The following is a 22,457-nucleotide window of genomic DNA, read 5'->3' as shown; positions in this document are numbered from 1 at the left end:
CCCTGTTCGCAAACCGCCTCGTCGATATCACCAACCTCGCTAGCGCGCGTGTTCGAGCCGGGACGGCTGCCCGAGGCCGCCATCCGCCACGAGGCATCTGCCTCGGTGTGATCACCCGTCGCGAGACGCGAGTTGGGCTTCGAGGTCTGCGACGCGGCGGTCTTGGAAGCGGAGGTTGGAGCGGGCGGCCTTGAGCCGTTCGTCGAGGGTGCGGTTGGCGGCAGTGAGCTGACGGACCCGTTGCTTGAGGGCGATGTTCTCGGTGGTGATCCGCTGGATGGCCTCCTCGGTCCATTCGGCCTCCAAGTCCCGGACTTGACCGAGGAGTTCGCCGATGCGGGTGCGCTGGGTGAGGATCTCGACGTGGGCGGCTTTGAGGGCGTCCTCGGCGTTCAGCGCGCGTTCGCGCCAGGTCGCCTCGCGTTCGTTCCCCTGCGCGACGAGCATCCCCGACCGCCATTCGCCGACCTGCGTCATCGCTGCGGCGACCGCGGCTCTGGCCTCGACGTTGTCGTAGAGGAAGGTACGTGAGACGTCCGCTCGGCGGGCGACGGCGGCGACACTGATCTGGGCTTTCTCGCGTCGGAGCCGGGCGATGGCCTGGTGGACGCGTTCAAGGGCAGCTTCGGTCCTGCGGCGGCGGGCGGCCAGGGCCGACGCGGTGCGGGGTTCGGGAACGGTGGTGGTGTTCATGCGGCTTCCTGTTCGGGGTCGTCGCCGTCGACTGTGCACGTATCGCTGTACTCGTCCGGCTCGTCGCTGCCCGCGTCGGCGAGGTCGGCGGCACGGAAGGCGGTGGACCACACGCGGTGGAAGTAGTCCTGGGGTTTGCGCAGGTCCAGGGCGAGGGCGTCATCGAGGAGGCCGAGGCCGGCCAGGGCCTTCTCCAGGCCGTCGATGGCACGGGCAGTGGGCTCGAAGTAGCGGTGGAGGTAGTCGGCGGTGGCGTCGTCGGGGGCGCGCTCGGCCAGCAGCCGCCACTGTTCGCGCTTGCGCCGCCAGTAGAGGAGGTCGGCGCCCGAGAGGACGAACTTGTCGCAGTTGTGGCAGTCGAGGTTGAAGGGGCAGGCGCCGCCGTTGACGACGGGCTGGAAGGTGCAGAATCCACCCTCGGCGGGAGTGCTGCGGCGGGACAGATCGATGGCGAGGGCCTGGGCCTGCTCGTGGGTGAGCGGGGTGGTCTCGCTGGTGAGGAGTTCGCCGGGATGAGCCGTGCCGGGGCCGGCGACCCACACGTGCTGGAGGACGTCGTCCAGGTCCGACTGGGTCAGGTGGACGTAGTGCTCGGCCATGCGGTCGGAGACGTGGCCGAGGTAGCGGCGGATGTGCGTCAGGCTCGCGCCGTGCCGCAGCAGCCGGGTGGCCAGCGTGTGCCGGGCCTGGTGGGCGACGTAGTGACCGCCGAGGTCCAGCTCGGCAATCCAGCTGCGAAAGCCGGTGTGGAACCAGGTGTAGGACAGGGCGCGGCGGCCGTCGGGGTTGAGCATGTCGGTGGGGAACAGCGCCAGCTGGGCGCGCTCGGCAGCAGCGGGCGGGCGGCCGGCGTGCCGGTCGGCGTAGTGGATCAGGGTCTTTTGGCGGCGTTCTTCGAGCCGGTGAAGCAGATGGTCGGGGATGCGGACGGCCGCGTTCAGGTTGCCGACCTTGGTCTGGTCGTGCCAGAGCAGGGGCAGCCCGCCGTAGCGGCCGATGCAGTCCAGGCGGAGCTGGATGACCTCGTTGGCGCGCCGACCGGTGACGATGATGGCCTCCCACATGTCCCGCAGGCCGCGGTCGTGAGGGTCGTGGCCGGAGGCGAGCTGCCGCAGGTTGGCCTCGTCCGCCAGCGCCCGGGCGACTTCGTCGGGGAAGGGGTTGCGGCTGCGGGGCGTGCCCGGACCGCCGACCGGCATGGCGGCGATGAAGGCGCGGTCCAGGCCGATTCTCTCGGCGCTGCCGCTGTCCAGCGCGCCGCGCAGCAGGGCCCGGCCGTAGTTGAACACCATCCGTCGCGAGTTCTCGGTCACCTTCGCCCTTTTGCCGTCCAGGCGGGCCTGGCCGCGGAAGGCCAGGCCGAGACGTTCGCGGTTGCGCAGGTCCGCGACGAAGCGGTGGACGTGCTCGCCGCGCAGAACGGACGGGTCGTGGCCCCCGCCCGGCGCCTCCGCCTCCAAAAACGCGGACAGTTCGGCGCCGGCGCGGCGCACGAAGTCCACCGGCTGCGCGCTGCGCGGACAGGTGGGCGAGCGCAGCACCTCGGCGATGTGATCCCACAACAGGTCGCGCAGCCACCGCTGAGAGATGCAGGTCAGGTCGACGTAGCTGGAGCGGTGGAGGAAGCGCACCCCGAAGTGCTCGGTCTCGATGTAGCCAGCATCCCGGGTCTCGGAGGGGATGAAGTAGATCTTCCGCAGGGCCTCTTGGATCTCCCGGACCATGCGCTGGTGGTAGGCGCGGCGGAAGACGGACGCATCCAGGCCGGCCAGGGAGTCCACATCGCGGCGCTGGCACTCGTCCGCGAGCGACTGCACCCACGTCAGGTGCCACACGGCGACAGGCTGCAGGCCGTGGACATACATGCCCCATTGCAACTCCGCCCGCAGCAAGGCCCGCAGCCCGCGCAGGTTGACCGTTCCGGTGCGGTGCACCGGCAGCTGTGCGCGACACCAGGCACGGAAGGCGACCTCGTCCTTGCAGGCCACCGGGACAGGACGATCACGGCGCTCGTAGGTGGCGAAGAAGTTCTTCGCCAGCGTCGCCCCGCCCGGCCGCCCGGCCCGGATGTAGCCGCGCTCGTGCGCACCGCACAACCCCAGCGGCGAGGCCGCCAGTTCGTCGCAGACGTCCGCACGGCACTCACCGTAGCCCGGCAGCGACGGCTGGTCGGCCAGCCACCGTTCGAACTCCCCCTTATCCCCGCTCGTGATGGGGTGCCGCTTCAGATGGCCAAGCCATCGGTTGCGGTGCCGGAAGCACAGCACCAGCTGCAGGCTGAACGCCGGCCGCTGCGGGCATATCCGGCACATCATCGCCTCCGGCATCTCCGTGGCCGGCAGTGGCTGCGCGGTCCGCAGGAACTGTGCCCGGTTCATGCCGCGTGCCTCCGCCTCCTGCCACTGCCCGGCGTGCACCGAGCACATCGCGTAGCGCCGCCAGCGGGGCCGTTCGCAGTGGGCGACCATGCAGCTCCACGGATAGACCGGGTGCGTCGGCGGGATCTTCAGCACCCCGCCGCGCAGCACCGGGTCAAACTCGGGCCCGTTGATCAGCGCGGTGAGCACCTCCAGCCGGTCCCGTCGCGTGCGGGCGTCCTGCTGAGGCAGCAGCGATGGCGCCGTCACTTCGCCTCACCCCAGACCGTACGCAGGGCGGCGTCGAAGACCGGGTCGCGGACATCGACGTGCCCATAGACCTCATCCACCATCGCGGCCGAAGCCCAGCCGCCAGCGTCTCGGGCGATCATTGTGTTGCCGTCGGCGGCGTCGAGAACCGCAGACGTGAACGAGTGCCGGAAGGCGTGGGGTTTCACCAGCCCCAGACCGGCGCGCTTCCCGGCCCGGCCGAGCATCCGCCGGGCCCCGACCGGCGCCCACGGCTGTCCCGTATCGGCGCCGTGCAGCTGGACCAGGAGCATGCCGTGCCCGGCGCCGCGCGGGTACTCGGTGGTGACGTACTCGAAGTAGGTGTGCACCATCGCGGGGCTGACCCGTTTGATCAGCCCGCCGGTCACGATGCCGTGCTCGACCCGCCAGGGGTGCTTGCTCTTGGCCTCGGCCCGGTTCGGATTACCGGGCCGGTGGCAGACATGCAGGTGAGGGGCGCGGCACTCGCCGCAGGCCGCGTCCTCCCGCAGGTGCAGGTCGACCAGATGAAGTCCGCAGAGCTCGCCGATACGAAGCCCACCGTCGGCGAGCCAGGTGACCACCAGGCGGTCCCGGGCGGCGTTCACCGTCTCCAGCAGCCTCTCCCGAGCGCCCTCCGGAAGCATCTTCGGATGCCGGCGGTGCGGCCCCTTCGGCGCCAGCGGGTTGGTGGGCAGCGACGACTTGACATGCCCGAGGAACGAACGGCACCGGTCCACCCGCGACGGCAGCCGCGACTTGTCGAGCTTCTTCCCGAGTTCGCCGTTCACGCCGAGGGAGGACTGATGCAGGTAGAAGCCCTTCAGACAGGCCGCCGCGGTCGACAACGCGGAGCGGCCGTAGGGACGCTTGCCGACCCGCCACGGCTCGCCGAGCGGCATCCGGACCTCGGCACCGACCATGCCCATGTACCGTTCCAGGTCACGCAGTTGGACCTCGGCGAAGGCCAGGCACTCCCGCTCCATCCACCGCAGATGGTCCACCAGCAGATACGCGTACGTCCGCTGCGTTCCCGAACCATCATGCAGACGCAGGAACCGATCCGCCTCTCCATGAACCGTCCCCTCGGGCCACACGATCGTCCACGACCGCCGCCCGTCCTTCCGCTCGATCTGCTGGACCCTCAAGTCCCCGACCACCACGTGCCGTGCCACTCGTCCTCCGCACCGACTCCAGAACATGACAGACGTCCCGGACACGGTCGGTAAACAAGCCCAGGACGTGCTGGTCACAGTCCCAGACGGACATCACGGGCAGGACTACCTGCGGTCGGTAAACTCGATCACCACCGGGCTGCCGTTCTCGTCCAACCCCAGGGTGTCGATCCGCCCTCGATGCCAGGGGCCGGTCGGATACTCCGACGCCAGGAACCGGACGCCCAACATCTGCTCCAGACCAGCCTCGACCCGCCGCTGCAGCTCCACCTCCAGCGCCACCGTCGAACTGGACAGCTCGACATCCCGACCGTCCGCGTCCCGTCGGAACATCATCAGCTCGGCCACCCCAGCGCCCCCTCCCGTGATCGCTATAGAGGGCAATCAAGAGGACGCTGCGGGTATTCCGCGGCGGGCAGCGGGAAGGGCGGGCAGCTCGACCATGGGATTGGCCGAGTGCAGGACGCCGACATCGCCTCGGGGCGAGAGCCGAGCCCGCGGGGGAGGCGGTGACATGAATCCCGACTGGCGAGAGCTCTGATGGTCTTGTCAGTGTTTGTCCGTATGGTTGACCCTCTCCAGTGTTACTGGGGGGTTGCTTTCCAGTACAGGGATGGGTGCCGCGTAATATTCTCGGGGCGCCTGTGGCGTCCTAATCGATCCAGTCATCCGAGGTGGACGCCGGATTCTTGATCTTGCCAGAGGTTGTGTGATCTCCTGGTGCTCGTTCTTCTCGTCCGATGGAGGTTGGCGCAGTGCGCAGGCAGCACTATGGGGTGCCTCTGGAGCGGAGCGACTGTCTGGAGCTCAGGCGTCACAGGAACAGTTGCAAGCCCGAGAACTTCGGCAAGTGGCTCCGTGGCTTCGGTGCTGGCAAGCGTCTGGCCGTCGACCTCTTCTCTGGAGCGGGTGGACTGAGCCTCGGACTGGAGCGAGCCGGGTGGACGGTCGCAGCCGCGGTCGACTTCGACGAGCGCGCGCTCCAGACGCACGCTGCGAACTTCCCGGGCATGAGTCTCCGCATGGATCTGGGTAATCCTGACGAGCGTGACAGGCTCGTCGAGATGCTGGCGGCCGCCAAGATCGATCTGGTGGCCGGAGGCCCGCCATGCCAGCCGTTCAGCAGGGCTGGCCGGAGCAAGATCCGCAGCCTCGTGGAGCATCACGGCCGCGACCCCCATGATCGACGCAAGGAGCTGTGGAGCGCCTACCTCGACGTCGTGAAGCGCCTCCGGCCGCGTGCAGTCCTCATGGAGAACGTGCCGGACATGGGTCTCGGCGACGACTTCTTCGTGGTACGCACCATCGAGGAGCAGCTGGAGGGCCTCGGATACGCGACGCAGGTCCGTCTCGTCGACGCGTGGAAGTACGGCGTTCCGCAGCACAGGAAGCGACTGATCCTGCTCGCGAGGAACGACGTCGAGCGCTTCTCGTGGCGGCAGGAGCTGGAGCACGATCAGCGGACCACGCTGCGTGACGCCATCGGTGACCTGCCGGTGCTGCCTGTCGTGCCCACCGAGCGTGTCGGGCAGCGCGAACTCCCGTACGAGGAACCGTCCGAGCTTTCCAAGTTCGCTCAGGACATGCGTAAGTGGGCGCGCAAGGACCGGGTGTGGGACCACATGACCCGACGGGTCCGGAGGGACGACGCGGAGATCTTCTCCAGCATGGACTCCAAGACCCTGTACTCGCAGATCACCCCGGAACTGCAGCGCTACAAGGCCGACCACTTCACGGACAAGTACAAGAAGCTCGACTGGGCGGACCTCAGCAGGTCGATCACCGCACACATCGCCAAGGACGGCTACTGGTACATCCACCCGGACCAGGAACAGCCGCGCACCCTCACCGTGCGGGAGGCCGCGCGAGTGCAGACGTTCCCGGACAGGTTCCGCTTCGCCGGCACGCGCAGTGACGCCTTCCGCCAGATCGGTAACGCTGTGCCGCCCCTTCTTGGCGAGGCTGCCGCGGAGGCCCTGCTGCCCGTGGTTGACCAGCAGCCGACCGACGGTGGACTCCAGCCCCACTGGCGCACGGTGCGAAGGGATCTGACTGCCTGGGCCGAAGCGCGGCGTGAGTCGGAGGACTGGTACCAACTTCCGGGCAAGCAGATGTCCGGCTTGCAGGCCGCCGTCGTAGCCATACTGTCCGGGACCCGGATCCAGCCCGCGCAGCTGGCGGAAATGGTTGAGGCCGTGCGGGGACAGACGTCCCTTAGCAAGGCCGCGCTCGAGACGCTTACTGCGGCGGCGCCCTCCGAGGCAGCGAAGGCCCGGGTCGCCCGGCTCACCGCGGTGATCGATCAGTCGAGCGTCTGGGCCGACGAGGAGAAGGTCCGCGAGCAGTTGAAGCTGAAGCCGGCTGAGGCGACGGTGTACCGGCTGCTGGTCGGCGAGGACCTCCTGTGGGTCGGGCAGGGGGCGCTGCGTGTGGCCGCCCGTCTGCACGGCAGTGATTCGGATCGCACGAACAGGCTGAGCGACGGTCGAGTGGATCTGGTTAAGCTCGTCGGAGCCGGCGAGGACGCGCCTCTGCGTATGGCGGCGCTCCGGCTCATCGGAAGCAGCTTCTGCCGGGCCAAGGAGCCGCTCTGCGAGGTGTGCCCCCTGAGCAAGTACTGCGTCGCCAGGGAGAGGGTCTCGGGCGACCTGTTCACGGACGCGTTGACCGGTACCCACGGACGGGAGACGGCGCCGACCCAGGCTCGGAAGCCCGTTCGCACAGCTGGGCGACGCTGAGCGCAGCGCGCTCGACGTCCGCCCGGATCTCGCACTCCCAGACACGGACTACGGTCCACCCGGCGGCCTCGGCTGCTGCGGTGTTCCGCTGGTCGCGCTCCTTGTTGGTCTCGATCTTCGCCTCCCACAAGGCGGCGTTCGGGCCGCGGAAGGTCTTCGGGCCGTGCACAGGACATCCGTGCCAGAAGCACCCGTCGACGAACACCGCCACGTCGTACCTGGGCAGGACGAAGTCCGCCGTGCAACGGGCAGCCACCTTGCGCTGTAGACGGAACCGGAGGCCGAGCCGGTGTACGGCACGCCGGAGGGCCACCTCCGGTTTCGTGTCGCGGGCGCGCCGACCACGCAGATGGCCGCTCAGCTCTGTGCTGACCCACTCCGCTCCCGTGGTGTCCTCACGTGCTGCCATGCCTCAGCCCCAGCCCGTCGTCGGCCTACGAGTGCGAGGGTGCCACACTCGTCCCATGCTTCGTGAACCTGCGGAACTCCGTGTCGACGATCAGGGCCGCGTCGAGCTCCCCATCGGCCTGCTCGCGGAGGCGGGCATCGCACCCGGGGCGGATCTCCTGGCCTTCAGCGACGGAGACGGACGGATCGTGCTCCGCCGCGCCGAGGACGCCATGAGGGACCTGCTCGCGCGCGGGGAGCTCTGAGGGCCGGGACGAGTCGGACCTACGGTCCGGGGACGAACCCGAGTGAAAGCGCCTCGTTGCGTGCGTGCAGTGCCTGTACCGCCTGCGGCTCGGGAACCTCCTGTTCGAGCTCGAGCCGCCGACCGACGTACTGCGTGAGCTGCCGCTGCGATGGATCCAGGTTGTGCGTCTCCTTCGCCCATCGCTCTATGGCGTACCACTCGTCCGCTGGGACCGACGTCACCTCGTCGCTCGCCCCGCGATCGCCTTCCGCTCCGCCCGCGAGGGCCTCGTCGTCCAGCGGGTGATCACGGAGCTCGGCCTTCAGAGCGTCAGGCACGGACCAGGGCACGCGGGAGACGGCGTCCCAGCAGGCGGGCTTCTTGGCCCACTCGCCCACGTGGTTGCCCTCACGTGGCTTGGTGACGACCCGCATGACCCGGGGACACAGATCGTCGATCGCGGCTTCGAGGGCCGACGAGACCCTCTGTTCACGCCAGATCCTGTCGAGATCGATGCGCTGTTCCGTGGCCAGCGCCAGACGGGCCATGGTGTAGGTCGTGATCATGCTCTTGTAGCTGCCCGCCTCGTGGTTCGCCGCGACGCGGTCGACTGCCTTGAAGAGGACTGCCATCGCGATCACACGCTGGCAGTAGCGGACGTCGACCCGAGGGGGCGCCTCGCCGATCCGGTCCATGAACGCGACGAAGTTCTTCTGTGCACCGCGGCTGACGCTGAACGGGAGGAGACTCCAGGAGTTGACGTACTTCGCGAGGTCCGCCTTTGTGAACTTCCGACTGGTCGGGTTGAGCTTCTTGAAGGCGCGCTGCTTCGCCGGTGTCCGGGCCTTGGCCACCTCGTCGGTGTACTGGCCGCGCGCCCTCTCGTAGAACCAGTGGGTCTCCTGGCCACTGCCGTCCGTCGCCGGCGCCCACAGAGATCGGGTGATCCGCTGGACGGCCACGTGGTACGCGTGGTTCGAGCTGAAGTCGACGAGCGTCACGCGGTTCTGGGTGTTGGAGTACTCGGAGATCATCGGGACGATCTCCGAGAGCCGCTCGGGAGAGACCTGCGTCAGCTTCATCTGGACGGCTACGTGAGACAGGTCGGCCTTGTCCCGGCTCGAGGCATAGTGCAACGAGGCCGTGGTCTGACCACCGTTCACCACCTGGAGTCCGTGCACCCGGGAGATGCTCGTGGGGGTGCCGTCCGGGCCGTGCACGAAGTCGACCTGGGACGCGGTCGCCGTGATGCCGTTGTTGTACGCCAGGAACCTGCCCGGTGAGTTCAGCAGGGTCTCCCTGATTCCCCGGTTGACCGATCCGCGGGCCTGCAGGAAGGACCGGACGTTCAACTCGAGGAGTCTGGTCCCGTACTCCCCGTACAGTTCGGCCAGTCTCTGGCCGGGGATCACGGCCATGGTCACCGAGTGGTCCGGCTCACTGCTGGGGGCCGAGACACAGGGCAGCGGAGGGTCGAACGAGACCACGATGGGCTCGCTGATGCTGCCGGACGTCTCGTGGCGGTGCAGCCGCGCCAGGTCCCATACCTCGTGGGTCACGGGAAGGCCGTCGAACTCGGTGGGCGGGAAGGAGGTGCTCGTGCCGACGCGGTTGCTGAGCAGGAAGAGCCGGATCCTCCGTACCTCGGTGAGCGCCTTCTCCACTGCCGCGCACATGTCGTACACGTCGAAGGACTCGTCGATGTGCTGACGCAGGCCCTCCCGGCACCGGCGGACGAACGTCAGCAGGCGCCTGAACGCGGTCTCCGCCTGCCCCTTCGTGAGTTTGGACTCCAGCGGGTCGAGGTCGAAGTCGGTCACGAAGAGGTCGAGGCACTCCCCGGAGTCCCCGATGCCGTATCCGTGCACGAGATGACCGTGGGCCGAGTGGTAGGCGGTGAACGTGTTGGACACGATGCCGGCCCGTTCCAGGTCCTCGAACACGCGCCGCGTGAACGCCTCCGGGGTGGTGGTCCCCTCGGCGTCGGCAGTGGCCTGGACGTCCGCGACGACGTCGTAGGCGTACTGGGACAGGTCGAGCTCAGGCATGCGGTCCCCCGATCAGTGAGGTCACCTCGTCGGTCGTGGCGCGATGGTGGTCAAGTCCCGAGGTGCTCACGTGGTACGAGCACTCACCGACCCCCTCGGGAAGATCTGTCTCGACGAGTCTCGGGAAATTCTCTCCCACGTGCCAGAAGCGCAGGTCGCGAACGGTGTAGCGAGGCTCCTCGTAGGCGGCTCGCTGGCCGGGGAGATAGCCGGCCTGCACGAGACGACCGTCGAAGGCGGCTCGGACGACAGGGCTTGTGAGCTGCTCGCGTATGCGGTCCACCAGGCGGTTCAGACTCTCTCCTGCTCCACCCCGCCGTTCGTCGAGCATCGCCAACGCCAACAGGAGCGCAGGCGTCCCGGCGTCGTCCAGCTGGCGCTCGCTGGCGATCCGGATGCTGCGGGGCCGTTTGGCGGTGCTGGCCTTCGCCTCGACGGCGACTCCGGGTAGCTGGAAGTCCTGGTTGGTTCCGCTCGGCCCCGTCCACGCGTCGACCGCCTCGGCCGGTCCGACGACGGGCAGGATGTGGTCGCGCAGCACCAGGAGCTCGCCGACAAGTCCACGACGGGCCTCAGGGCCGAGACCGTCTCTGCCGACGGCGCGAAGGAGGTCCTGCCACCGCTCGAACCTCTCCACCGCTGCTGTCAGGGCTGCTGCGGCCCCAGGGGCCTCTCGGACCGTGTCAGCCACGTCAGTGACGAGAGGGTTGAACACCTCGCGCAGCTCGTCGGCGGTGAGGACCACCTGGAGCTCGTACTCGAGACGTGACACGGCGCTCACGTTCATCTCCAGCCCGGCAGCGCGAGGCAGCTGGCGCACGGAGCGCACGATGTGGTCGGCGGAGCGGGCGTCCGCCCTGAGCACGAGCATGCGCTGCTGCGCCGGATGGGAGACGGAGAGGAAGACGTCCAACGGGGCGTCTGGGTGCAGGCGGATACGGGACCTGCCCGGGGCCCCCTGGGGTGCCTCCAGGTCACGCCACTCGGCTTCGGTGACGGTCACTCCCCGTCCTCCTCGTCGTCAAGGGCGTCAAGGCCCTCCTTCTGCCAGACGGCGTTGACCACGTACTCGGTGTCGGACTGGTGCTCGGAGCGAGGAAAGCTCACCTTGAAACCGACCAGGGGCGGCCGGGCAGGACCGTCCTCGGTCGCCGGCCGCTCGACCAGGTAGACGAGCAGCAGTGCCTGGTCCGCTCGGCGCTGCCAGCGGACGTGGTCTCCCGAAGGCGACTGGGGCACCCTCTCCCGCTTCTTGATGGCTGCGGCTTTCTGGGTCGCTTTCAGGGCGGCGTCCACCTGGTCGGGACCAAGGTCGAAGCGGTACTCGTCGGGAGGGCTGAGCAGTCGGCGGATCGTGTACCGACCGTCGTTGTCGACGTCGTTGAGCGCCGCGCGCTCCACAGGACCCAGGCTGTAACCAGAGATGTCCAGCGGGTCCTTGGCTGCTTGCTTGCCGACCAGGACAACCGTCCACTGCGGGAGCTCACCTACGGCTACGCACTGTTCGATGTACTTCGCGATGAAACGGGGGCGGACCCTTTGGGCCATGCGGTCGGTCTCGTAACGCGTGAGGAAGTCCACGATGGCGTCGGAGGGCACCTGCTTCCACGTCACGTTGGCCCCCGGTGTCGTCTGGTCGCCGGTGGCCAGGCCATCGAGTCTCCGGACGAAGTCTCCGAGTACTTTGAGGTTGTGTTCCGGGATCCCGTCGGAGACATTGAAGATCACCGTCTCCGGCCCCTCCCCGGAGTAGCTGAGCATGACCTTCGTACCCTGGCGCATCTTGTTGGCAGCCGTGACAGCGAGGCCCAGAGAGGAGGCGCGGACCTTAAGACCGAAGTACCTCGGACTGAGGTTCAACGCTGCCATTTCCTCGACCTCTCGACGCAGTTCGTCGGTCGCGGCGGTCACCTCGATGTACTTCGCCTGAAGATCGGGAGTGGTGTACAGACGGCAGAGATCCTCGTGCCCCGGCCGGTATCCGAACCAGCGTCCCATCTGGAGCAGGGTGTCGTACGTGCTGGAAGTGCGCAGGTAGTAGCTGACCGTCAGCCCCTCCAGCGTGAGACCCCGGGAGAGCTTCTGGCCTCCGATCGCGATGACCGAGAGACCGGTCCTGCGGTGCTCGTAGTAGTCGAGTGCGTCGCGGGAGGCGCCGTTGACCGTCTTGACCACGATCTTCCGTAGCGCGGGCATGAGCTGGCTCGACACGTCTTCCCAGGTGACGCGTCGGGCCTCGTCCGCGGGGAAGTGGTCCGTGGTGGGGACGAAGTCCCGCTCCCACAGGGCCCGGAACTCGGCCATGCGCTGCTGTGCCTGTCCGTACCGGTCACGGAGCGAGTCCACGAGGAGCCGCAGGTAGTCGTCCACTTGGTCGCGGACGATCCCTTGGACCGCCGTGAAGCGGGTGACGTGCACCAGCATGGAGTTGTGCACCTTCGTCTGTCCGCGCACCCGTCGTGCAGCGCTGGCGAGGACGAACGAGGCGATCGCCTCCCGGAGGGACCGCGGAAGGTCGTCGGAGGGTACGAAGGAGGATTTGTGCTTGGTCGGGATCCAGCTTTCGGCGTCGTTCACGGCACGTACGAGCGGAAGCGGGGGCACGTCCTCCTCGTCGTCGTTGTCGACCTGGAGACCGAACACCCTCTCCGGGCCCAGGTAGTTGGTCGGCGAGGGAAGGGTGCGGATAAAGCTGTCGGGGAAGAGGTCGGCGCCGAGTTCGGCGTGGTCGACGTCGGGGTCGATGTAGATGTTGGCGAACGGGGTGGCGGTGTACCCGACGTACGCCGACTTCTCGAAGCTCTTCATGAGCTCGCGGATCGCGCCGTTGGTCTTGGTCGGATCCGCGTCGGGATCGCGCTCGGTGTTGATGGAGGCGTTGTCCGCCTCGTCGTCGATGACGAACAGCGGGATGTCGCGTACGACCTTGTTCCCGCTCTCGTCCTCCGTGCCCTGGACCTCGGTCACCCACGTCCGCAGGTATTCGAGGATCTTCCAGTGCTTCTTGACGACGAGGACGACCGGAAAACGGCCGAGCGGGAAGTTGACGGCGTTGGCCGCCTGCCGGCCGAAGTCGCCCTTCTCGGAGCTGTTGGTGGGGGACGCGATGTCGAGCTTCTTGGCGCCCGGCATCCTTCCAGCGCCCATGAGACGGGACTTACCGTTCTGGTTGGACCGTTGTTGGTGCTGGGTGTCGAAACCCAGGAGCCCCTCGTCGAGACGTAGTTGGGTCTGGCTTCGGAGGTCGTTGTGGATGCCGGCGAGGATGACCACAAACTGGTACCCCGCGTCCACGGCCTTCGCGGCGAGTCCGATGTACTGGCCTGTCTTGCCCGACTGGACCTGTCCGATCACCAGGCCCGTCCGGCGCCACGAGCCGACACGGCGCGGGTCCTCGAGCTGGCTCAGGACCTCGTCCGTGCTCTGGTCCAGTCGGCGCACGACGAGCGGCGGGAGGTTGCGGACGTCCTCCAGGTAACGGCGGTAGCGTTCCCAGAAGTCCCAGGCCCGGTCGTTCTTGGCTTCGGGCAGCCAGGGCTCGTGTCCGCTGTCGCTTTCCAGTCCGGATGAGCCCTCCTGGAAGACCGCCGTCAGGACCTCGATCTCCTTGGCCAGCTGGTCACGGTCGAGGACCTCTCCCTGGCCGGCCAGCATCCCGAAGATGACGGTGACCGCGTTCTGCACCTCGTCCGGCGTCGGCTGGCGGTCCTGCGACAGTAGTGCGAGAACCAGGCGACGGGCCTTGGCAAGGGACTCGAGAGAGTCCTCGGGTGTGGAACTCACAGCAGACCTCCGGCTGGGCGGGAACGTCATGGGGCAGGCTAGGGGCGGGCACTGACAACGGGCTCACCCGTTCCAGAAGCCCTGCATCTGGTCGAAAGGGGGCATCGTCCGGAGGCGTTCGCGAGCGGCCGCAGGTGAGCGGCCGTCCGAGACCAGTGCCTCGTAGATGCGTTGTGCGACCTCCGTGGCCTCGGCGTCGGCAGGCCCGGGGCCCCCGAAGGGCTCGGGGTCGTCGCTGGTGTCAGTCTCGTGCATCACGCGCAGGGCGGTGACCGGCACCGTCTCCTCAAGCAGACGGATCAGGGCACGTACGTCATCCGAACCGGCACCGCCAGAGCGCAGAGCTGCCTTCACCAGAGGGTGGCCCCGGTTGATCCGGCAGGTGACCTGGTCGTCGACACGGCGAACGTTCCACGCGTACACGAGCGGATCCCCGTGTGTGCGCGCAGCGATCTGCCCCCGGTGTCGAAGCACGTCGGCGGCCCTTCTCCTGGCCTGCAGGGCGATGCGCCGTAGATGAGAACGCAGTGCGACGGGCGGGACGACACTGGACTTCCGGACGTCGACCCCCCATTCGGCATCCGTCTCGGCGGGGATGTCCACGGCGATCCGTGCCAGGTTGTACTTCTCCTCGCGGCGCAACCCGCGCTGTCCGAGCCAGTCACCGGCAAGGATCAGTCGGTCCCGGCGGTACACGTAGAACCCCTGCTGGTCGAGCCACCCACGCGGGCCGCCGGCCTTCTCGTACTCGTCCGGGGCGAGCCTCTGGGCGCTGGGGAGGACGAACGCTTCCACCCGTACGGAACCCGCTTCCAACCGCAGACGCTCGACAGGCAGCGGTTGTACGGACGGATGACGGGACAGGAACGGATCCCAAGGCTCGACGGGGCTGCCCGACACACGCAGGTTGCGACGTCGACTTCCGGTGAGGAACCTGCCGAAGACCATGCCCAGGTGGGACTCCGTGCGGGCGGCCTCCGCGTAGAACTGCTTCTGGGTCCGCTCGTCCTCCACCGTCACCGCGTCGACGTGGTAGCCGTTGAGGCGCCGCCACAACACGACGGTGCCGTGGTCCGCTTCACCTCGGATCCTGTCGAGCAACTCGCTGGTCGTCTCGTCAGCGCCGCGTAGCAATCGCCACTCGCCCGACCTCTCGACGACGTCGAGGTCCCACGTGCGCACGTGCCATTCGCCGGCGGTGGCGGTGGCGACGGTGAGCTGCCGGGCCTGTGAGAACGAGGCTGACTTGAGGCCGACGCCGAAGCGGCCCAGATCCGTTGCGCTTCGGGGCGTCGCAGGGCCTCGCGCGGCCACGGTCATGGCAGTCACGAGCTCGCCGGCGGTCATCCCGGCACCGTCGTCGGCAACGGCGATCCAGGAGTCCTGCCCGGCCCAGGTGAACTCGACGTCGATCGTGGACGCACCCGCGGAGATGCTGTTGTCCACGAGATCCGCGATGGCGGCAGGCAGGGAGTACCCGAGCGAACTGAGCGAGGCGACCATGCCCGCCGGCTCCGGAGCTGCTATGTCGTACGTCACGCCGAATATCCAGCCTGTTTCCGGTTTCTGATACTGGTTGCGATTATCCACGTATGCCGTTCGGTCCCTGAGCGGGTGGTCGAGTGGGGTGTCCTGCCGACGCGAGGCCACGTGCAGGTTCCATACGCCTCTTCGTGTGCTGCGGAAAGGTGCCGCGGCTTGTGAAGCGACAGAGGGTGGTGCCGTTCTACCGGAACCGTGGGCGCCACCCCACTATTGGGGACACCTGGAGCGCATCCATGTGTACTTGGCACCGGCCCACGGGAAGCGATCTCTTCACCACGTTGTAGTGCAACCCCTCGGTAGGGAGATCGGGTCTCGTCAGGGCTGTCACCAAGGCGTCGAGGTCTGGAGGGGTTCCCAGGGCCTGTACGTAGCGGAGAGAGGTGGCGTGCATGTCCGGTGCCGGGAGAGGGCGAAGACCGAGTTGTTGGGGCGTGCCGACACACCAGGTCCAGTCGATCGAGTCGAACGGTGGCCAACCGGCCGGCAGCTCGGCTGCGGCCGTGGCCGCCCGCAACTCTCCTCTTACACGGTCCAGCTGCCGGGCAGCGGAGGTGACCCAGTTCTCGACCTTCATGACCTCATGCAGGGAAAGTGCTTCGATCGGCCACTTGATCTCGAGGCACAGACCAAGACGCCTGGCCGGGTCCACGACGACCACGTCCAGATCACCAGCAGACCTGCCGTCGGTCCTGACCACCGGGACCCGTTCCGCGACCAGGGCGCCGGGCGTCGTGCGCAGCCAGGCGGCCCATGCCGCTGCGCGCTCGCCCTGTTCCCTGCCTATGCGACCGAATTCCCCGGAGGCATGGGCGGCCGAGCGAAGCATGATCGGGTCCACGGCCCTCGGAGTCACGAGGGGCGGGCAGACGATGAGGACGTCGCCGTGCCGGATCAGCGGGGAGGTCCTGCACGAGCGCCCGGTCCGGTAGGTGAGTCTTTCCACAACCAGAGCGTGGTGCGCCTCCGAGACGTCCGGGCACATCTCCGCGAGAACGGCCATCAGCCGGGTGTCAGTCAGGTGGAAGAGCGTCGTCTCCAGCCGGGAGAGCCTGTGCGCCGTCTGCTCGCACAGGGAGGCGATTCCCATGATCACTGCCAGGACGCTGATCATGTCGCCGGCGGTCATCCCTTCACCCAGGGGGAAGGAATCAGGCACCTGTCCTTCGGGCACCGACTGCCGGTATGCCTCGATCGTCGTGGAGGCACGCTGGACGGTAGCGCGCAGGACCTCTGGTGGCGGGCTGGTCCGGGAGTCGACAGGCCGAGTGGAGATCCATCGGCGCTCCGTCTCGGACAGCTCCGGTAGCTCTGTGGGACGTGCGTCGCGTTCGAGGAACATGTCGGCTACCTCGGCCGATGCGTTCCAGCGGTGGCGTATCCGGAAGTTTCCCCTGGTCATCCGTACCTGGTATCCCCCGCTCCGCACGCCGGTCTCCACTAGGTCCAGCCGTTGGGCCGCCGCCGCGGCGAGGACGATCTCGGCGGCGTCCTTCTCCGAGCACGTGCCCGTGCCGACGGGGTAGTCGTGGTGCCAGGCGACGAGCTGGGCGAGGACGCTTTCCCACGGCAGGTCCGTCATCATTCCTGTGCTGATCTCCATCGCGCGGACTTTCGTCGCCGTCCGGAGAAGGTCGTAGATCCGCTCCGGTCCGGAGCTCCAGCCACGTAGTGAGCGGACCTGGTCACGAGCGCTGGTGATGGTGTCCAGCAGGTCCAGTTCGGGTTTCACTCGTGCTCCACTTGTGGACGATCGGCGTTCGACGGGCCCTGCGACGTCTGGCGGGGCCGGGGTGGGGAGGGCAGAGGACGGGCCCTCCCCACACCGGACATTCACAGGGTGGGGTCCCAGTACCCCACTTTCGAGCCGTCCGGGGAACCGAACAGGTGCCAGCGGGAGAGATTCCTGTTCCAGGACTGACAGGCCGTCTCGGGGAGCTGGAGGCAGCCGTGGTCGGCACCCTCGTTCGTGATCATGCAGTTGGGGTCGTACAGACAGGAGTCGTTGTCGACGGCCCGGCTCACGACCGCGTCGAGGTTCTGCTCGAGTACGGTCCGCATGGCACCGAGGCTGAACTCACTACCGCCGTTGGGATAGACGGCGAAGGCCAGGTCGTACGGGAACAGGTACTCGGACAGACTGGTCTCGCTGTACCCACTGTCGACTGCCAGCGCCCGCAGGAGCTGATGCGACAGGGAGTGGAGCAGACCGAACAGCTCGTGGACGGGCAGGTCGGGATGTCCCGGTGCCGGGCGGGTCTCGTGGGAGAGGGCCTTGCCGTCGCTCGGACCGAGCTGGTGCACCAGCCACTGGGCGACGCCGCCAGCGTCGTCGAGGACGCGTCTACTCACGAGCTCGTTGCGGACCAGCCAACGGCTCACCCGTTCCCTGTCCACCGGGAAGAGCAGCGCCTCCGCCTGTGTGGGGTGCGCGTAGAGCAGAGTCCTCTCGGGGGTGCCCCGTGAGGCGCGCCCCCGGTAGGGCACGAGATCCGCCTCCTCGGGGCTGAAACCCGTCCGGCTGTAGCCGATCGCGAGGTAGGTGATCGGGAGATCGCTCACCAGACAGGTGTCCAGGCCGAGGCCGGCAGTCGCAAGGACCTCGGGGTAGCGCTCGTAGAGAGCGCGGCGCTCGGCGTTGCGCGCCTCCCGTTGGAGGCGGGGGACGCCCAGGCGATCCAGGTTGAGGACCCGACGGTAGGTGTGCAGCTCGGCGGCGAGCCCCCGTGCGTCGTCGCTCTCGGTGTCGAGTCCGAGAGCCTTGCCCACCCGCTCCTTCAGATGGTCCACCTCGACGGGCATGAAGCGCGCCCGCAGTGCACGCGCCTGGTCGTGTAGACCGGCCTCCTCCATCACACGGATGCTCTCGACGACCTCGTCGGGGACGTCCACCGTGTGTCCGTCCGTGAGTCGCCGGAACTCCTCCTCGGTGATCTCACCGAGCCACCAGCCGAGCACGGCGGCCGTGTACAGGGGGTTGCCCTGGCGGGTGGCCTCTTCGGTCGTCGTCACGTTCACCAGCGTCAGGCCTTGGCCCACATGCGCGGTTCCCGCCGTGTGGAGCAGGGGGTGCATGAACTTGTCCGGGTAGCTGCAGGACGAGTTGCTGCAACTCCACTGCACACCCAGTGGGAAACCGCAGGTCATGCACTCCCAGCGGAAGTCACGGAACCGGCTTGCACGGTCGTCCAGCCTGAACCGGGTGTGTCCCCTCGGGCACTTGCTCGGCGGGTACATGGGCGACATCTCGCCGCACCTGTGTGCGAACACGAACTGGAGCTGCCGGTTGCCGACGGCGTTGCCGCACGCGGGGCAGGCCGGCGGCCAGTCGTCCGTTCCCGGCCGGGGGTCACTGGCCGACCAGACGTGTCCGCACCCGCCACTGGCACAGCGCACCACCCGGGGCCAGATACGGCAGAAGACCTTGCCGGGTACCACGACCTCGTAATGGCGGTCGGCGAGCCGGTCCTCGTCTCCGGGAAACTCGGGTGCCCGGTCGGAGCCGGCGGCGAACGCACGGCCGGCGGCCCGCCACCTGCGTACGAACCGCATGGCCTCTTGGACCAGATGCTCGCGGTCGAGCGAGGGGCCGTCGAACTCCTCGTCCCGTCCGAACTGCACCACCTGGGCGGTGTAACCGCCGCGGTGGTCGAAGGTCTGGCCGGGACGGTACCGGTAGAGGACCTGGCCCCGGTCGCGGGCCATGTCGTCGTTCCTCGGGTTGAACGCCATCACGACCTCCTGCCGTCGGACACGACGTGGAACGGGATGCCCTCGGAGACATCTCGGAGACTCGTCATGGGCCGGTGTTCGAGACCCAGGTAGTCGCCTGTGGCGCGGTATCCGCGGTTGTTGCCACCGGAGAGGCCGGCAGAGGCCCCGGCGGAGCGGAGGCTGGCCAGTGCATGCTCCACCATGTCCTCGAGATCACTGTGGAGCTCCTGGCCCTCCGGGCGGTCCGACTGGAAGACCGTGTGAAGTGCCGCCAGCAGTTCGGTGAGCTGGACGCCCTCGAGCCCTCCGAGCGATGGATCACGGAGCGCGGCCTGCATCTTCGAGAGGTCGTGCAGGTGCCCTGGCCCGTTACCAGCCCGCCACCAGTCCCGGTTGCCGATCTGGAGCAGGTGGCCCATCAGTATCCCTGGGAGGGTCTTGCGTACGGCGAAGCGGCTCCAGCGGTTGATGGCCACCGGCTCGACCATCCGGTCCAGGTACTCGTGGAACTTGCCGTGGTACCGGTAGTGAGACCGGTCCCGCTCCCTCACCGGGTTGAAAAGCATGAAGACGAGGCCGTGGTACGCACGGCCGACCCGCGACGACGCCTGGATGTACTCGGCCATGGACCTGGGCATCCCGTTGAACAGCATGAGGTTCAACCGGTCCACGTCGACCCCGTGGCTGACCATGCTCGTCGCGACGACCATGCCCGTGCTGCCGTTGGTGCTGCCCAGGTCGTCCAGGACACCACGCACCTCGTCCAGACGCGTCTCGCCCTTGAGCTCGGCTACGCGGAGATCGGGGAACCCCTCCCTGCGCAGAGCCTCGTTGACCTGGGTGTCCAGCGAGCGCCGGATACGACCGAAGTCCACGAGGGTCGTCGCATACGTGAGGCTCGTGCGGTACAGGTCGACGACTGCGCGGAGCTCCTCCTCCGGCCAGGCTTCGAGAGCCGGAGGAAGATCCCGGCGCTGGTCGAGCTTCCACAGAGCCCGGTGTGCAGACGTCAGGATCCTGACCAGCGTCATCTCCGCCGTACCCCGTGTCGGCATGACTCCGACGAAGCGGCGCAGGGGAAGCTCGCGGTCGAGGCGCCAGTAGAAGCTCTCGTCGAGGTCCGGGCCGGGAAGGGGTACCACCACCGACCGCAGGCCGAAGAGGTGTTCGCTCTGGCGGTCCTCGCCACGGATGGTCGCGGTGGTCGCGACCACCTTCATCCGGACGGCCCGTCCGTCGGGGCGCTGCCGGGCTGTCAGCGTGCGCTGAACCTCCGCCAAGAGCCCTTCGTAATGCCCCGAGAACGCACCGAGTTCCTCGTTCACCATGTGGAGTTCGTCGATGATCTCCAAGGACGGGGAAGGGTCGTAAAGGGGGGCCGGCAAGGACGTGGGAGGCGACTTCGGATGGCCTGGGGCATGACGCTCGTGGCACTTGCCGCCTCGACCGAATCCGTGCGGAGTGCACCAGCAGTCGACGTCCCCGAAGAGCGCGCCGAACCGGTCCGACAGTCCGATGTTCGCGAGCTTGTCCAGAGTGCCGACCACGACGGTGGGGAGGTAGCGGTAGATCTCGGTGTCCACCACGACGATCGGGAGGACCTTGCCGCACCGTTCGTTGCCACAGACGTGTTGCAACCTGAGGCGGTGGGGATCGGGCGGCGGGATGCGCACCGACCGCTCCCTGCAATAGGGGCAGTCATGCACCAGCCGGAACGCGTGCCGCTCCGTCTCGCTCGACCGAAGGCGGTCGAGCGTGCGGTCGGCGGTCAGGGAGTTCGGAGTGTTGCCGCCGCCGGCGTAGAACCCGATGAAGAACGGCCACCCGGGGTCACCGCCGATCTCCTTGAGCCTGTCAGCATTCCGGTCCCGGACAGTGTCCGCGGCAGCGACGACGTCGAGTTGCCGCTGCGTCTGCTGCAAGGTGAGCAACCTGAGGGGGAATCGGCACCAAGCCGAGACACCGACCGTCTTGCCCCTGGCGCGGTCGTAGAACATGCACACCAATACCAGTCCGAGGTACGCCTCGGTCTTGCCGCCTCCGGTCGGGTACCAGACGACGGTGGCTGCCTCTGTCGGATCCACGCCTTGGTCGTCACCCCAGAGCCCGGGGGAGAAGAGGTGCTGCGGGTGCTCCCGCCAGGCCAAGGCGCCGAGCTGGCTGACGATGGCCACGAGCTGGAACAGCCGCCATCCCCGACTTGGCCGCTTCCGAAGCCGGTTGAGCTCCGTCATGGACTCGTTCGCGAGCTGGAAGGCCAGCAGCAGACGCCTGTCTCGTCGCAACCACGCGATGCCGTCGCGGAGACGAGAGACCTCGAGCGCGGCGGCCCGTCGGTCGGCATCCTTCCGATCGGCCAGTCCGGGCCTGTCCTTGAGAGCTGCCGTGCTCCATGCCGGCGAGTCCAGGTACGCCTCCATCTCGTCGGCGAGATCATCGAGAACCGGGAGCGGGTCGGCCGCAAGCGCCTCGTATCCCCATCGTTCGTCGGTCCGTGGCACGGCGCGGTGGGTGTCGTGTTGCGGAACGGGCACACTGCGCACACCCACGAGGCGTCCGTCAGGCGGCCAAGACTCGACACCGCAGTTGTTCGCGTACGCCCCGAGCTCTCCGGAGTAGCGATAGGCGTCCGCACCGAGGTCCATCGTGATCGGCAACAGACGGTCGCCTTCGACTTCCAGGCCCGCGCGGAACAGGGCGTTGTCCCTGGCCTCGTCACGGCGAGTACGACCGGCGTTGCTGCCCCGACCTTGGACGGTCACGACGGGGTCCTTGGCGAGGTTCTGGAGTGTAGCCGTCACACGGAGCCGACCGGAGGCAACCAACCTTGACGTGACGACCACGCGTGCGGCGGGGGACGGCACCACGGGGTCCCCGCCCACCTCCCGGGCCAGCCACTGTTCGAAGGCATCGTCGTCCGTCATCGCGCTAGGAGGAACCAGGCGTTCTCTGCGGTCGTTCCCGACGCGACGGTCGATCCGCGGGTCGCAGAGAGCCAGCTCGACGGCCTCCGTGAAGGCGTTCCGGAACTCGGCTTCCAGGGTCTCCCGCAGTCCAGCCTCCTGCCCCAGGACGATCTCCACAGGGCCGACCGTCACGCCCAGTCGCTTGAACAACGGAGCCAGCCGGTACGGCTCCTCGCGCTCGCCGGCCCACTCCAGCTGCTGGACTCGGGTCGGCAGCGCCGAGTAGTAGAAAGAGGCTTTGGCCTTGACCGTGACGGAGCTGGCGTTCTCGGCCTCGAACTCGAATCCGAGGCTGTCCGGAGTGGTGCGTCCATACCGTGGAGCGGCGCCGCCCGGCTCGACGGTGTGGGGGCCGAGGCTCTCCATGAAATAGCGGGCACTGGGAGGTTCGCCCAGGCATACGTCGCCTTGGGCCTCTCCGGTCGCGTCGCTGACCACCGCGCTCACGAGGTGCTCGACGAGCGCTGTCTGCTGGGCGACGCTCGGCTCGAACGGGGGAGTAGTCACGGCGCCTCCCCAAGAGGCTGGGCGTGTGCC

13 protein-coding genes and 1 pseudogene are annotated in these 22,457 nt (G+C 68.0%); 2 read left to right on the top strand and 12 right to left on the bottom strand.

Translation table 11 applies throughout. From position 1 onward, the window contains the following. Nucleotides 1-111 precede the first annotated feature (111 nt). From AB0P07_RS19295 to AB0P07_RS19280, 4 genes and pseudogenes are all read right to left on the bottom strand, one after another. Nucleotides 112-693: a DUF6262 family protein gene (locus tag AB0P07_RS19295; protein WP_365552117.1), complete on the bottom strand. Its 582-nt coding sequence runs from the start codon at nucleotides 691-693 to the stop codon at nucleotides 112-114. Further along, nucleotides 690-3,320 (bottom strand): site-specific integrase, encoded by a 2,631-nt coding sequence (locus AB0P07_RS19290; protein ID WP_365552115.1) that lies wholly within the window; start codon nucleotides 3,318-3,320, stop codon nucleotides 690-692. The genes AB0P07_RS19295 and AB0P07_RS19290 overlap by 4 nt, the downstream gene beginning before the upstream one ends. Next, nucleotides 3,317-4,495 carry a tyrosine-type recombinase/integrase gene (locus AB0P07_RS19285; RefSeq protein ID WP_365552113.1) on the bottom strand — a complete coding sequence of 393 codons (1,179 nt, stop codon included), beginning with the start codon at nucleotides 4,493-4,495 and terminating at the stop codon, nucleotides 3,317-3,319. The genes AB0P07_RS19290 and AB0P07_RS19285 overlap by 4 nt, the downstream gene beginning before the upstream one ends. Nucleotides 4,496-4,615: 120 nt before the next feature. Continuing rightward, a pseudogene (locus AB0P07_RS19280) lies at nucleotides 4,616-4,843 on the bottom strand (hypothetical protein); the annotation flags it as partial. A gap of 407 nt (nucleotides 4,844-5,250) precedes the next feature. On the opposite strand from AB0P07_RS19280, the gene dcm reads away from it, so the two are divergent. Then, nucleotides 5,251-7,233 carry a DNA (cytosine-5-)-methyltransferase gene (gene dcm / locus AB0P07_RS19275; protein ID WP_365552111.1) on the top strand — a complete coding sequence of 661 codons (1,983 nt, stop codon included), beginning with the start codon at nucleotides 5,251-5,253 and terminating at the stop codon, nucleotides 7,231-7,233. Here the strand turns inward: dcm and AB0P07_RS19270 are convergent. Next, entirely contained in the window at nucleotides 7,148-7,642 is a 495-nt protein-coding gene (locus AB0P07_RS19270) for a very short patch repair endonuclease (protein ID WP_365552110.1), read from the bottom strand. The genes dcm and AB0P07_RS19270 overlap by 86 nt on opposite strands. Nucleotides 7,643-7,697: 55 nt before the next feature. On the opposite strand from AB0P07_RS19270, the gene AB0P07_RS19265 reads away from it, so the two are divergent. Further along, nucleotides 7,698-7,886, top strand: a complete 189-nt coding sequence (locus tag AB0P07_RS19265) for an AbrB/MazE/SpoVT family DNA-binding domain-containing protein (protein WP_365552108.1) — start codon at nucleotides 7,698-7,700, stop codon at nucleotides 7,884-7,886. A gap of 19 nt (nucleotides 7,887-7,905) precedes the next feature. Here AB0P07_RS19265 and AB0P07_RS19260 read toward each other — a convergent pair whose 3' ends face one another. From AB0P07_RS19260 to AB0P07_RS19230, 7 genes are all read right to left on the bottom strand, one after another. Further along, on the bottom strand, nucleotides 7,906-9,915 hold the full coding sequence (locus AB0P07_RS19260; RefSeq protein ID WP_365552106.1) for an AIPR family protein: 2,010 nt from the start codon (nucleotides 9,913-9,915) through the stop codon (nucleotides 7,906-7,908). After that, nucleotides 9,908-10,918, bottom strand: coding sequence for a PD-(D/E)XK motif protein (locus AB0P07_RS19255; protein WP_365552104.1), 1,011 nt, complete (start codon nucleotides 10,916-10,918; stop codon nucleotides 9,908-9,910). Before AB0P07_RS19255 ends, AB0P07_RS19260 begins: the two co-directional genes overlap by 8 nt. After that, on the bottom strand, nucleotides 10,915-13,698 hold the full coding sequence (locus tag AB0P07_RS19250; protein WP_365552102.1) for a Z1 domain-containing protein: 2,784 nt from the start codon (nucleotides 13,696-13,698) through the stop codon (nucleotides 10,915-10,917). The genes AB0P07_RS19255 and AB0P07_RS19250 overlap by 4 nt, the downstream gene beginning before the upstream one ends. Before the next feature lie 63 nt (nucleotides 13,699-13,761). Continuing rightward, a complete protein-coding gene (locus AB0P07_RS19245) occupies nucleotides 13,762-15,237 on the bottom strand; it encodes an ATP-binding protein (RefSeq protein WP_365552469.1) in 1,476 nt (491 codons plus the stop codon). Nucleotides 15,238-15,424: 187 nt separating this feature from the next. Beyond that, the gene (locus AB0P07_RS19240; RefSeq protein WP_365552100.1) at nucleotides 15,425-16,972 is read right to left on the bottom strand and encodes a hypothetical protein; all 1,548 of its coding nucleotides are present in this window, start codon (nucleotides 16,970-16,972) and stop codon (nucleotides 15,425-15,427) included. Between the two features lie 101 nt (nucleotides 16,973-17,073). After that, nucleotides 17,074-18,972, bottom strand: a complete 1,899-nt coding sequence (locus AB0P07_RS19235) for a hypothetical protein (protein WP_350889822.1) — start codon at nucleotides 18,970-18,972, stop codon at nucleotides 17,074-17,076. Next, nucleotides 18,972-22,427: a helicase-related protein gene (locus tag AB0P07_RS19230; protein ID WP_365552098.1), complete on the bottom strand. Its 3,456-nt coding sequence runs from the start codon at nucleotides 22,425-22,427 to the stop codon at nucleotides 18,972-18,974. Before AB0P07_RS19230 ends, AB0P07_RS19235 begins: the two co-directional genes overlap by 1 nt. Between the last annotated feature and the right edge of the window lie 30 nt (nucleotides 22,428-22,457).

Source organism: Streptomyces sp. NPDC085944, from assembly GCF_040686295.1.
GTDB lineage: Bacteria > Actinomycetota > Actinomycetes > Streptomycetales > Streptomycetaceae > Streptomyces > Streptomyces salinarius.
This window is presented reverse-complemented; position numbering and strand designations above follow the sequence as displayed.

Coding starts and splice junctions, on each gene's coding strand:
- AB0P07_RS19260 (WP_365552106.1), bottom strand. CDS start 9,915: ATGCCTGAGCTCGACCTGTCCCAGTACGCCTACGACGTCGTCGCGGAC.
- AB0P07_RS19270 (WP_365552110.1), bottom strand. CDS start 7,642: ATGGCAGCACGTGAGGACACCACGGGAGCGGAGTGGGTCAGCACAGAG.
- AB0P07_RS19295 (WP_365552117.1), bottom strand. CDS start 693: ATGAACACCACCACCGTTCCCGAACCCCGCACCGCGTCGGCCCTGGCC.
- AB0P07_RS19265 (WP_365552108.1), top strand. CDS start 7,698: ATGCTTCGTGAACCTGCGGAACTCCGTGTCGACGATCAGGGCCGCGTC.
- AB0P07_RS19235 (WP_350889822.1), bottom strand. CDS start 18,972: ATGGCGTTCAACCCGAGGAACGACGACATGGCCCGCGACCGGGGCCAG.